This is a genomic window from Terrisphaera buseokensis, assembly GCF_047521145.2.
Taxonomy (GTDB): Bacteria; Verrucomicrobiota; Verrucomicrobiia; order Opitutales; family Opitutaceae; genus ER46.
The window spans coordinates 3,501,927-3,513,930 of sequence record NZ_CM134186.1 but is presented as its reverse complement, the minus strand read 5'-3'; the positions used below and the strand labels follow the sequence as shown (position 1 = coordinate 3,513,930).

9 protein-coding genes are annotated in these 12,004 nt (G+C 65.9%); 6 read left to right on the top strand and 3 right to left on the bottom strand.

Annotated elements, in window-relative coordinates; translation table 11 throughout:
- Positions 1-40 precede the first annotated feature (40 nt).
- The 3 genes from ACLJEU_RS13200 to ACLJEU_RS13190 all read left to right on the top strand — a co-directional run bounded on the left by ACLJEU_RS13200 (position 41) and on the right by ACLJEU_RS13190 (position 3,061).
- Positions 41-985: a helix-turn-helix transcriptional regulator gene (locus ACLJEU_RS13200; protein WP_414664283.1), complete on the top strand. Its 945-nt coding sequence runs from the start codon at positions 41-43 to the stop codon at positions 983-985.
- 148 nt (positions 986-1,133) lie between these two features.
- Positions 1,134-1,907: an RluA family pseudouridine synthase gene (locus ACLJEU_RS13195; protein WP_414664282.1), complete on the top strand. Its 774-nt coding sequence runs from the start codon at positions 1,134-1,136 to the stop codon at positions 1,905-1,907.
- A gap of 122 nt (positions 1,908-2,029) precedes the next feature.
- A complete protein-coding gene (locus ACLJEU_RS13190) occupies positions 2,030-3,061 on the top strand; it encodes a 3-deoxy-D-arabino-heptulosonate 7-phosphate synthase (protein ID WP_414664281.1) in 1,032 nt (343 codons plus the stop codon).
- A gap of 161 nt (positions 3,062-3,222) precedes the next feature.
- Here the strand turns inward: ACLJEU_RS13190 and mutS are convergent, their stop codons facing one another.
- A complete protein-coding gene (gene mutS / locus ACLJEU_RS13185; RefSeq protein ID WP_414664280.1) occupies positions 3,223-5,790 on the bottom strand; it encodes a DNA mismatch repair protein MutS in 2,568 nt (855 codons plus the stop codon).
- A 110-nt stretch (positions 5,791-5,900) separates the two neighbouring features.
- Here mutS and ACLJEU_RS13180 point away from each other — a divergent pair, with 110 nt between their 5' ends.
- The 3 genes from ACLJEU_RS13180 (at position 5,901) to ACLJEU_RS13170 (ending at position 9,293) form a co-directional block, all read left to right on the top strand.
- Positions 5,901-6,674, top strand: a complete 774-nt coding sequence (locus tag ACLJEU_RS13180; RefSeq protein WP_414664279.1) for an alpha/beta fold hydrolase — start codon at positions 5,901-5,903, stop codon at positions 6,672-6,674.
- A gap of 152 nt (positions 6,675-6,826) precedes the next feature.
- Positions 6,827-8,629 carry a GMC family oxidoreductase gene (locus ACLJEU_RS13175; RefSeq protein ID WP_414664278.1) on the top strand — a complete coding sequence of 601 codons (1,803 nt, stop codon included), beginning with the start codon at positions 6,827-6,829 and terminating at the stop codon, positions 8,627-8,629.
- A 1-nt stretch (position 8,630) separates the two neighbouring features.
- Positions 8,631-9,293, top strand: coding sequence for a gluconate 2-dehydrogenase subunit 3 family protein (locus ACLJEU_RS13170; RefSeq protein WP_414664277.1), 663 nt, complete (start codon positions 8,631-8,633; stop codon positions 9,291-9,293).
- Positions 9,294-9,299: 6 nt separating this feature from the next.
- On the opposite strand, the gene ACLJEU_RS13165 is transcribed toward ACLJEU_RS13170, so the two are convergent.
- Complete coding sequence (locus ACLJEU_RS13165; protein ID WP_457795331.1) at positions 9,300-10,667, bottom strand: IS1380 family transposase; 1,368 nt, start codon at positions 10,665-10,667, stop codon at positions 9,300-9,302.
- Positions 10,668-10,914: 247 nt separating this feature from the next.
- Complete coding sequence (locus tag ACLJEU_RS13160; protein WP_414665047.1) at positions 10,915-11,883, bottom strand: DNA polymerase III subunit gamma/tau; 969 nt, start codon at positions 11,881-11,883, stop codon at positions 10,915-10,917.
- Positions 11,884-12,004: the final 121 nt, after the last annotated feature.

Below are 12,004 nucleotides of genomic sequence, written 5' to 3'. Positions count from 1 at the left end.
AAAATGGACAAGTGGGGATAGACTTGTTGTTTTGCGTCCTATGCCGTCTTCCGCCCCAAGCCCCCGCGTCGCGGCGCCGACAGACGCGCCGGCCGTGTGTCGTGCTGGGCTTTTCCAGTTCGCGGCCCAGCAGGCGTTCGCCAACGGCTGCGTGCAAAGCCGCGGCCTGTTCTGGTGCAAAAGCGGACGCGGGGAATTCGCGGTGGACGGCGTGACGTATCCGCTCGAGCCGCACGATCTGTATGTCCTGCCGTGGGGCCGGCGCATCGCGTACCGGCCGTCGCCGGCGTCGCCGATGTTCACCTCGCATGTGCATCTCGTGCCGTGGTATCGCCCCGGATCGCGCTGGCTCGCCAACGTTCCGCACGAACGGAGTGAGCCCGGTTGGGATTCGCCGGACCGGGGCGACGTGGCCTGGCCCGGTTTCGCCGGTGTCGTGCGACTGCGGGTGGAAACCGAAGCCCCCATCGGACGATTGATCGACTATGCGGTGCAATGGTATTTGCACTCGGCGCGAAGCGAGACCGAGGCGCGCGCGCTCGGCCTGCTCCTGGTGGGTGAACTGCTCCGCGCCACGGCGTCCGTCGTCGCCCCCGCGGCCCCGCGGCCCAAGGAACTGGAACGCCTGCTGGTGCACGTCGAACGGGGCTACCACCTCGGCCCCCGCATCGGCGAAATGGCGGCGCTCGTCGGCCGCAGCCGCTCGCACGTCCTGAAACTCTTTCGGCGGCATCTGGGCGTTTCGGCCAAGCGTCACGTGATCGACCGCCAGCTGCGCGAGGCGCGGGCGTTGTTGCTCAGCACCACGCTGCCCATTGCCGAAGTAGGCAAGACCGTGGGCCTCGCCGATCCCTATCACTTCTCCAAACTCTTTCGCCGCCATGTGGGGTTGTCGCCGCGCGAATTTCGCGCCCGACACGGACCCTTTTCCATGCCGCCGAAGCCGTCGAAACACTCCACCAAACCGCCGCCCCGCGTGGGGTAGCGGCACGCGGCACGCTCTGCGGTGCGCACGGGCCGACGAGAATTTCCTGACGGCTTGAAAGCGGGCCGCGGTTGCTCTGTCCTCGCGCGATGTCACGACGAATGCCTTCGCCTGCGGTCCCGACGGGAGCGTACACCTTCTCCAGTCCGTGAGCGCGTCCGACCGATTCCGTTTGTCGCTGCCCCTTGGCCGTGAGGTCACGCTGATCGGACACGATGCGCAGGGTGTCATCGCCTTCAACAAGCCGGCGGGCGTGTTGTCGCATCCGAACGAACCCGGCGACGAGCGTCGGTCCCTGCTCATCGCACCGTATGCGACCGACGGGGAATATTTTCAATGGACCGATCCGACCGCGGACAGTCCGGGCCCGCGTCGGCTCTGGTTGTTGAACCGCCTCGATTCGGCCACGAGCGGGGTCATCCTGGCCGCGACGAGCGCGGAACTGGCGGACGTCATCAAGGCGCATTTCAAACGCAAGGCCGTGCGAAAGGTGTACCAGGCGCTTGTCTTCGGCGCGCCACGCCAGCCAGCGGAGACCTGGCGCGATCGGCTCGCGGTGGAAAAGCGGAGCGGCCAGATTCGCACGGCGGCGCACGCCGGCCACATCCCTGCGGAATCGGTCATGACCGTCCTGCGCGCGGGTGACGGCGATCCGCGGCTTGCGTTGCTCCAACTCGAGCCGCGCACCGGCCGGAGTCACCAGTTGCGCGTCCAATGCGCCAAACGCCACCTGCCGATCGTCGGCGATCAGACGTACGGGGATTTCGCCCGCAACCGCGCGCTCGCGAAAGTCATCGGGACGAAGCGGCTGTTTCTCCACTCGATGCAAACGGCGTTCGACTACGAGTACCGGGGGCGAACGCACGCGTTTGCAGCCACGGCGCCGCTGCCGGAGGAGTTCGCCCGGGTGCTGCCGGAGTAGGGCTCCGGGAGCCAGGCCGGGCCGGCCGTTCGCCGGGAGGAACAGCATGGACAAACGGGGCCGCGGTTTGGAGCATCCTTGATTCCGCTCCTTTTGTTTATTCTGTCACACCTCCGCCTGCGATGATCCTCCCGAAAACGAACCGCCTCACGCCCGAACAACTTGCCACGGTGACTGCCATCGTGACCGAGTTTGGCTGCAAGATTCAGCCAATCATCGGAGCGGTGCGGACAATCTACGCGATCGTCGGGGACGAGCGTGACGAACTGATGATCAACCGGCTCGAGGGCCTCGACTACATCGAGCGCATCGACCGCATCCAGTCGCCGTTCAAGCTGATGGACAAACGCTCGGATCTCGCGAGCCATCGCATCGTGATCAACGGCACGACGCTCGGCGAGTCGCTCTTCGTGATTGCCGGCAACTGCACGATCGACCCGAAGAACCCGAATTACTTCTACGAAACGGCGGCCGCGGTGAAGGAAGCCGGCGCCAACATGATTCGCGGCGGCGTGTGGAAGCCGCGCACGAACCCGTATTCGTTTCAAGGTGACGTGAAGTCGCTCGACATCCTCATGGAAGGCGCGCGTCGGACCGGCCTGCCGGTCGACACCGAGGTCATGGAGGAGGCGCACATCAAGCTCGCGCTCGATGCCGGCGTGAAGTGCCTCCAGGTCGGCGCGCGCAACGCGCTCAACTACTCGCTCCTGCGCGCCATCGGCCGCGCCGTGGCCGAGCGCGACGTCGTCGTGCTGCTGAAACGCGGCATGCACATGGGACCGATCAGCGAGTTCATCTCGGCCGCCGAGTACATCGCGGCGTTCGGCAACCCGAACATCATCCTGTGCCCGCGCGGCACGTCGCCGACCCTGGACGGCTACCGCAACCATCCCGACGAGAGCATCACGCCGCTGTTGAAGGAAAAGACCTGGGCGCCCGTCGTCGTCGATCCGTCGCACTCGGTCGGCAAGGCCTCGTACGTGCCGGCCTGCGCGCTCGCCGCGGTGGCGTACGGTGCGGACGGTCTCTGCATCGAGGCCCACGTGAGTCCGAGTCACGGCATCGGTGACGATCCGAAGCAGGCGCTCACGCCGGAAATCCTGAAGAAGACGATCACGCAGGCCCGCGCGCTGTGGGCGTTGAAGCGCGGCTGAGGGAAAAATTCAGTTCGTGCGCGCGAGGTCCTAGGCTGGCGACCACTTGGGACCGCGACCGCCCCCGGTCGCCGTTAATCCGATGCGACCGGGGGCGGTCGCGGTCCCAGCCATCGTCCCAGCCACGGACCCCGAGGCTCGATGCCCCGCACTTCCACCCTTCACAGCAAACTCAGCTGCGAGTCGTCCGCCGGCGCGACGGAAATCTTCTTCTTCGGCCGCGCCTGCGGCGTCGCCGCCGGGAGCGAGACGTCGGTGTCGTCACTCTCGAGTTTGGCCAGAATGGTTTTTGCGCGATCAATCACGCTCAACGGCAGGCCGGCGAGTCGCGCGACCTGGATGCCGTAACTGCGATCAGCGGCGCCCGGAATGACGCGCCGCACGAAGACGATCTCGTCGTTCCATTCCTTCACCGCGACGGAGAAGTTGCGCAGCCGCAGCAGGTGTTTGTCGAGCTGCGTCAACTCCTGGTAATGCGTCGCGAACAGCGTGCGCGGTCCGCGTTCCGGGCCGCGATGCAGATGCTCGACCACGGCCCACGCGATCGACAGGCCGTCGTAGGTCGACGTGCCGCGGCCGATTTCATCGAGAATGATCAGCGAACGATCGGTGGCGTTGTTCAGGATGTTTGCGGTCTCGTTCATCTCGACCATGAAGGTCGAATTGCCGCGGGCGAGGTCGTCGCTCGCGCCGACGCGGGAGAAAATGCGATCCACAAGGCCGACGCGGCACGCTTTCGCCGGCACCCAGCAGCCGACCTGCGCCATCAGCGTAATCAGGGCGACCTGCCGGATGTAGGTGGATTTGCCCGCCATGTTCGGACCGGTGAGCAACGCAATCTGCGCGTCGTCGCACGCGAGCAGGGTGTCGTTCGGCACGAAGGCCGCGGTGGCACCGCGGGCGAGCGCGGCATCGGGCGAACGCAGCACCTGCTCGACCACCGGATGGCGGCCTTCCGTGATCTCGAGCACCTCGCCGTCGTCGAGCACGGGCTGCGCGTAATCCCAGTCGCGGGCAAGCAACGCCCAACCGGTCAGGACATCCAGCTCCGCGAGCGTTTCCGCGGTCTGCGCGAGTGCGATCGATTCGTCGAGCACGGCCGCGACGAGCGCGTTGAACAACTCAAGCTCGCGGGCGAGGGCGTTTTCCTCGGCGTGAAAGATTTCCTTTTCCTTCAGCTTGAGCGCCTCGGTCACGTAGCGCTCGCCGCCGACGGTCGTCTGCCGGCGGATATAGTCGGCCGGCACGAGGTGGAGATTGGCCTTCGTGATCTCGATGTAGTAGCCAAAGTTGTTCGTGAACCTGACCTTCAGGCTGCGAATCCCGGTGCGTTCCTGCTCGGCGCGCTCGAGGTCGGAGAGCCAGGTCTTGTTGTCGGTCGTCAGCGAACGCAGCCGATCCAGTTCGGCGTTGTGGCCCGCGCGGACGTAATTGCCGTCGCTCAGATCGTTCGGGAGATCATCGGCCAGCGCGTGAGTGAGCAGATCGCGCAAAGCCGGGAGTTCCTGCAACTGCGCACTGAGCGTGGCGAGGCGCGCGTCCGGACCAAAGCCGGCCAGCGCGTGACGCAGTCCGGGAATCTGCGCGAGCGTATCGCGCACGCCGCCGAGTTCGCGCGGATTGCGCAGCCGGTTCTGCAGCCGTCCCAGGATGCGCGGGATGTCGCGCACGGTGCCGAGCAACTCATGCACTTCGGCGAGGCGCGTGGGTTGCGCGCGCAATTCGCCCACCAGCGACTGCCGGCGCTGGATCTCGGGCAGATCGAGCGTGGGCGCGGCGAGCCAGCGTTCGAGGAGACGCGCACCCGCGGCGGTGACGGTGCGGTTGATCGCGTGCAACAGCGAGCCGTCGCGCGTGCCGCGGCTTGACGAAAAGATCTCGAGGTTGCGGAGCGTCGCGGGATCCAGCAGCAAGGTGCGCGTGCTGCGATATTCCTGCAGGCCGCGCAGGTTCTCCGGTTTGGCGCAGAGATTTTCGGTCGCGTAGTAAACGAGCGCGCCCGCGGGCCCGAGTCCGGGATGCGAGTGGGCGAGGCCGAAGCCCTGCAGATTCAGGACGCCCAGCGTGTCCATCACGGTCTTCGCGCCGGTGACGGCGTCGAAGTGGTATCCGGGAAGTTCGGACGCCAGCCGCTCGGACGCGAAACCATGGAGCGCGTGCACCGCGGTCTGGTCATGCGGGACGGCGGCCCAGCGCTCGCGTTCACCCTCGATGATCAGCAGCTCCGCCGGATCGAGCGCGGTGAGCACGGGCAGCAGATTCGCGATATGCGCATCAGAGGCGACGCGGAACTCGCCGGTCGACAAATCCAGCCACGCCGCATGCAGCCCCTGTTTGTCGAGGGCGAGCGCGGCGAGATAATGGTTGCGCGCGGCATCGAGTTGGTTGGCCGCGAGCGTCGTGCCCGGAGACAGGATCCGCGTGAGCTGCCGGCGCACGAGTTTTCCGGGCTTGGCGGGCTCGGCCTGATCGCAGATGGCGACTTTCTTCCCCGCGGCGAGCAGCTTGGAAACGTAGTTGTCGAGCGCCTGCGACGGCAGACCGGCCATGGGCGTTTCCTGCCGCTTGGTCAGGGTGAGGCCGAGCAGACGGGAAGCAGTAACGGCGTCGTCGAAGAAAAGCTCGAAGAAATCTCCCAGCCGAAACAGCAGCAGCGTGTCGCGCGGCAGCCCGCGCTTCACCTCGAAGTACTGCTGCATCATGGGCGTGAGCTTGGCGGGATCCGACATGGCGGGAAAAGGTGCGAGGAGCGGACAGGAGGTAGCGAGTCGAAAAACCGCAGTTTCGCCGGTGGCAATTCTCCTCGCTACGCGGCGCGGGCTGCCGACACCTTTTCGCCGTGGCTTCACTCTTTCATCGTTCGTTCGGCGTCGCGGGCACACCACCGCTGGTGCTGCTGCACGGCATGCTGGGGTCGTCGCGCAACTGGCAGACCGCGGGCGCGGATCTCGCCGCGCACTTCGACGTTCACGCGCTCGATCTGCGCAACCACGGGCGATCCGAACCGGCGCCGACCATGAGTTATCCCGAGATGATGGACGATGTGATCAGCTGGCTGGATCAGCAGAGTCTGGGTCGCGTCACGATCGTGGGCCACAGCATGGGCGGAAAGGTGGCGATGCTGCTAGCCTGCCGGCATCCCGGGCGCGTCGAGCGGCTGGTGGTGGTCGACATCGCGCCGAAGGATTACTTCTGGCCCGGACACCGGGCGAGTTTCGCCGCGATGAACGAGCTGAACCTTGGCGATCTCCGGTCGCGCACCGAGGCGGAACTGCGTTTCGAGGCCCGCGTGCCGAGCTGGCCGATGCGAAAATTCCTCGCGACCAATCTCGAGCGCACCGCCGAGGGCGCGTGGTTCTGGCAGATCAATCTGCCGGTGCTGACGTCCGCGTTGCCGGAGTTGGAAAAGAATCCGCTCACCGCCGGGGATCGCTTTGCGGGACCGACGCGTTTCATCGCGGGTGAGCAGTCGAATTATATCGAGGCCGAGGATCGACCGGTGATCGCGGCGCACTTTCCGCTGGCGGAGTTCAAAGTGATCGCTGGCAGCGGGCACAATCCGCACATGGAACAGCGGGCGGCATTTGTCGCGGCGGTGCTGGGGGAGGATTGATCGCCCGGGACCGCGACCGCCCCGGTCGCACTTTCTTTCCAGCGACCGGGGGCGGTCGCGGTCCCAGGGGACGATCACGGTTACAGGCACGAAAGCGGGAGTTGCTTTTCGTGAAGCGGCTTCGTGAGAATGCACGCTTCCCCGACGCACCCATGCCCCTGATCACTTCGAGCAAGACCCAGCCCAGTTATGATGTCATCGTTGTCGGTTCCGGCGCCGCTGGCGGCCAGACCGCCTACACCTGCGTGATGGAGGGCGCGAAGGTCCTGATGCTCGAGGCCGGCCGGAACTACGATCCGGTGAAGGAGACGCCGATGTTCCAGAACAACAGCCAGGCGCCGTTGCGCGGGACGAGCACGCCGGACAAGCCGTTTGGCTTCTACGATTCCACCATCGACGGTGGCTGGCAGGTGCCGGGCGAGCCGTACACGAGCGCGTCGGATGATCCCGCGCGCAAGTTCTGGTGGTGGCGCGCGCGCATGCTCGGCGGCCGCACGAACCACTGGGGCCGCATCTCGCTGCGCAACGGGCCGTATGATTTCAAGCCCCGCAGCCGCGACGGCCTGGGCATGGACTGGCCGCTGAGCTACGAGGACGTCGCCCCGTATTACGACAAGGTCGAGATGCTGATCGGCGTCTACGGCGAGAACCACGGCATGGAAAACACGCCGGACTCGCCAGCGGGCTGTCTGCAGCCGCCACCGGCGATGCGCGCCGGCGAACAGCTAGCGCGGGCGCGGGCCAAGAAGCTCGGCGTACCCATTATCCCGATTCACCGGGCAGTGTTGAGCGAGAAGCAGAATGCCGACGTGCTGCCGAAGAAGATTCATCCGAACAACCCCCGCGCCCAGCGTCTCCTCGCCGACGCGATGCGGCAGCGGCAGGCGTGTTTCTGGGCGACGCCCTGCGGCCGCGGTTGCTCGATCAAGGCCAACTACCAGTCGACCACGGTGCATCTCCCGCCCGCGCTCGCGAGCGGCAACCTCGACATCGTGTCCAACGCAATGGCGCGCGAGGTCACGACGGATGCAAACGGCAAGGCCACGGGCGTCACCTACATCGACAAGACCACCGGCCAGGAGCATACCGTTAAGGCCAAGGTCGTCGTGCTCGCGGCCAGTTCCGCCGAGTCCGTGCGCATCATGCTGAACTCGAAGTCGGCGCGTTTCCCGAACGGCATCGCGAATTCGAGCGGGCTCGTCGGCAAGTACATCATGGATACGGTCGGGGCGTCGTTGAGCGGTCATATTCCCGCGCTCGAAAATCTGCCGCTGCACAACGAGGACGGCGCCGGCGGCGCGCACGTGTACGTGCCGTGGTGGCTCTACAAGGAGCAGCTCGCCGGCAAGCTCGGCTTTGCCCGCGGTTATCACATCGAGACCGGCAGCGGCCGGCAAATGCCCGGCATGGGCGTCACGGGCGGCATCGAAGCGATGACGAACGGCAGCTACGGCCGGAAGTTCAAGGAGGACGCGCGCCGGTATTACGGGTCATTCATGGGCTTCTCCGGCCGCGGCGAGATGATTCCGAACGACGATTCGTTCTGCGATCTCGATCCGAAGGTGAAGGACAAGTACGGCATTCCCGTGCTGCGCTTTCACTGGAAGTGGTCCGAGCACGAGACCCGCCAGGCCGCCCACATGCAGAAGACGTTTGCCGACATCATCGAGTCGATGGGCGGCAAGGTGCGGGCCAAGCCCGAGGCCGATGGCGCCAAGGCGATCGAGCCGGGCGGTAAAATCATTCACGAGGTCGGCGGCACGATCATGGGCGCCGAGGCGAAGAAATCCGTGACCAACCAGTGGTGCCAGACGTGGGACGTGAAGAACCTCTTCGTCACCGACGGCGGCCCGTTCTGCTCGAACGCCGACAAGAATCCCACGCTCACCATCATGGCGCTCGCGTGGCGCGCCAGCGACTACCTGCTCGACGAATTGAAGAAGGGAAATCTCTAACATGCAGACTCCTGAAACGCCCTCGACCCCGCTGCGCATGGATCGCCGTGACGCGATCAAGTGGATGATGACCGCCGCCGCGTCGGCGACGCTGTTTGAACGTGACCTTTTTGGCGCCACCACGCCGGCGACCGGCAAGCCCGCCGTCGGATACGGCACCGATCCCGATTTGCTCAAGACGTACGTGCCCGGCGAACTGTGGCCGCTGACGTTCAACGACGCGCAGCGCGCCACCGCTGCGGCGTTGTGCGACGTGATCATCCCGGCCGACGCGAAGGGCCCGGCGGCCTCGACGCTGAAGGTGCACGAGTTCATCGACGAATGGATCAGTGCGCCGTATCCCGGACACGACGCCGACAAGCGCATCGTGATCGATGGTCTCGCCTGGCTCGAGGCGGAGGCGCAGAAGCGTTTCCAGAACGGCTTCGTCAACCTCATCGCGCGCCAGAAGAACGCGATCTGCGACGACGTTTGCTACGCGCCGAACGCCAAGCCGGAGTTCCGCTCGGGCGCCCAGTTCTTCCGCAAATTCCGCGATCTCACTGCGGGCGGCTATTATTCGACGCCCGAGGGCATGAAGGACATCGGCTACGTCGGGAACGTGGCGCTCGACAAGTTCGAGGGCCCGCCGCCGGCGGTGCTGAAGCAACTGGGGCTGGCTTAGCCGGACTCATGCAGTTGAGGGATGGAGGATGGAGCGTTTTCTGGCGCGGGCCCCGAGGGCGGCAACTGCATCGCAGTGGGTTGGGTCGGCGATGCGGCGCAGGAGTGCGAGCCACCAAGCGCGGGCCTTGTCGCCGGCGACGGCGAGTTTGAGGGTGGGCTTGCCGGCGGCGCGGCTGAAGACGGCGGCGCAAGTGAAGAGCTGCCGGCGGAGCGTGCCGAGTTCAGCGCGGTGCGGCTGGCCGAGCCGTTGTTGCAGCCGGACGCAGAGATTATAGGCGGTGATGGCGAGGTGACAGGCCGCTTCCGTCGCCCAAAACGAGCGGCAACACAGACCCTTCAAGCCGAACTGCGCGCCAAGTTCCTTGATGCGGTTTTCGATGTCGGCGCGGCCGTTGTAGCGGCGCCATACTTCGAGGGGTGACACGGTGGCGGGCAGGTTGGTGCGCAGCGCCTGGAACTTGTAGCCGGGCACCTCGATGAGTTGCTTGCCGCCGGCGTGCGGCCGCTCGGCACTGCGTTGGCGCACGACGATCAGACGCCCGCCGCGCGCGTCGGCCACTTCCTGCACGGCCAGACCCCGCACGTCGGTCGCCGTCCAGGCCGCTTCGTCGTGGCGGCACAGCGCCTGGACTGGGGAACGCAGGGCGGCCGCCAGCACATAAGAGAGTTTTTCCGCTTCCAGCTTAGTAATCATCTTCTCGGTGCAAAAACCGCTGTCCGCGCGCACCAGGCCGATCCGCACGCCCGCGGGCAAGCGCGCGAGGGTGTCGCCCAGAAACACGTCCGCGGCACTGACGCAAGCGGTGTTGCCCGGGCGTAACCAGAAGTTGGCGACGAGGGGCACCTCGGCGATCGCGGCCACGATGGGGCGGTGACAGGGCTTGAGCCCCTTGCGGGTGTAGCCGACGCGCACTCCTTCCTGGCGCCCGTCTTCGTGCACCAGCGCAAAGGAGTCCAAATCCAACGTGTAGCCTTCGGCGCGGGCGGGCAGAGCGCCCAACACCCAGGCGTGCAATCCGCCGAGCTCTTCGCAGGCGGCTCGACCGCAGGCCGCGAAGAATCGCGAGAGGGTCGACTGACTGGGCACCGCTTCGATGCCCAGCACCTCCGCCACGGCCGGGTCGTGCGCCAGATGCGCCACCCGCGCCAGCTTGTCCGCCCCGCAGAGAATCCCGCCGATAAAACCCAGCGCCGTGTCCACCGGATCGTAGGCGTTGGGGCTCGTCGGCGCATGCGGCAGCACCGTGGCGAGTTTCTCCCGCAGCCCGCTTTCCTCCACAAAACTCGTCCACACCGCCAGCCCCCCGTGCGCCGTTAGGCGCTGGTCGGTGAAGCCGATCCGCATCGACTGCACGCCACTTTTGGTGCCCAAATCCAGCCGCACCGTTTGGTTCGCCTCCGTCTGGGGCGTTAACGTCGTCTTATGTTTCACACCATCAACGACGCCTAACGGTGCCCTCTTTGGCGACTACTGCATGAGTCCGGCTTAGCCGGGCAGGGCAGTTGAAAGGTGAAAGTTGAAGGTTGAAAGCGGACGACGTCGTTCAGTGGTCCGACTCTTTCACCTTTCACCTTTCACCTTTCAACTTTCAACTGCGAAGCGGGGCCGCCGCTTCGCTTCACCGTTTCGTCCAGAAGCGCAGCGACGACAGCAGGAAACCTTCGAGCGCGGCGGACTCGTTCAAGTTGAGCCGCAGCAGGCCGACGTCGTGCTCAAGTTTCTCGATCGATCCGATGAGCGCCCGGCGCGTCGGTTCGTCTCCCGCGTTCAGGCGGGGGAGGGCGAAGGCCCGCGTGGCCTGTTCGATTTCCACGAAGAGCCGCGCGCGCAGGCCGTTCGCGATGCCAGTCTCGATCGCGACCTGCTCGTCGTCCTCGAGATCGGCCGGAAGTTTTGCCTTTTGCTGCTTCCAGACTTCAGCCGTCGCGAAGTCCAGCACCGCACCAAACCGCGCCACGAGTCCGTACAACGTAAAAATATGATCCGCGACGGCCTGCTTGTCCGTCGTCGCGCCTTCGACCAGGCGGCCGAGCCACGCCTGATAGTCGCCGATCCACGCAGCCCAGCCATCGGCGGCGACCGGCGCGGCGGCGGACGGAAAGCGGAAATGCAGCACGCGGCTTCGAATCGTCGGAAGCAACGCGTACGGCCGTGTCGTGAGCAGCAGCAGGGTGGTGTGCGCCGGCGGCTCCTCGAGGGTCTTGAGAAAAACATTCGCGGCCGTCAGGTGCATGCGATCGACTTCGTGCAGGATCGCCACTTTGCGCGGCGCCACCGCCGGAGAGACCTGCACCTTGGTGATCAGCTCGCGCGTGGCGTCGGCTGAAATCTGCCGCATTTTGCCAGTCGGACGCAGGCTGAAGCAGTCCGGATGCTGCTCGGTCGGAAACGTCGCGGCGGCGCGTTTGCCGGGCTCCCCATTCAACAGCCGATCCGCGATCCCGTGCGCGATGGCGACGAGCGTTTCCAGATCATCGCCGTGCAGCAGCAGACTGTGCGAGAGTCGCTGCCGGGCTATAGCCTGCTCGATCACCGCGATCGCGGGCGTGCCAACGAGCGCATCGGGCCAGGGCGTCAGGGCGGACATAGGGCAGGGAACAGGGAGAAGGGAGAAAGGAGCAGGGAGAAGGCAACGGCCACGAACCCAACGACGGCGATACCGATGGGTGGGACGGCCCCGTTCGATCGGTTTTCCCGGCCGGGGGCCA

Coding starts and splice junctions, on each gene's coding strand:
- ACLJEU_RS13200 (WP_414664283.1), top strand. CDS start 41: ATGCCGTCTTCCGCCCCAAGCCCCCGCGTCGCGGCGCCGACAGACGCG.
- ACLJEU_RS13190 (WP_414664281.1), top strand. CDS start 2,030: ATGATCCTCCCGAAAACGAACCGCCTCACGCCCGAACAACTTGCCACG.
- mutS (WP_414664280.1), bottom strand. CDS start 5,790: ATGTCGGATCCCGCCAAGCTCACGCCCATGATGCAGCAGTACTTCGAG.
- ACLJEU_RS13175 (WP_414664278.1), top strand. CDS start 6,827: ATGCCCCTGATCACTTCGAGCAAGACCCAGCCCAGTTATGATGTCATC.
- ACLJEU_RS13170 (WP_414664277.1), top strand. CDS start 8,631: ATGCAGACTCCTGAAACGCCCTCGACCCCGCTGCGCATGGATCGCCGT.
- ACLJEU_RS13160 (WP_414665047.1), bottom strand. CDS start 11,883: ATGTCCGCCCTGACGCCCTGGCCCGATGCGCTCGTTGGCACGCCCGCG.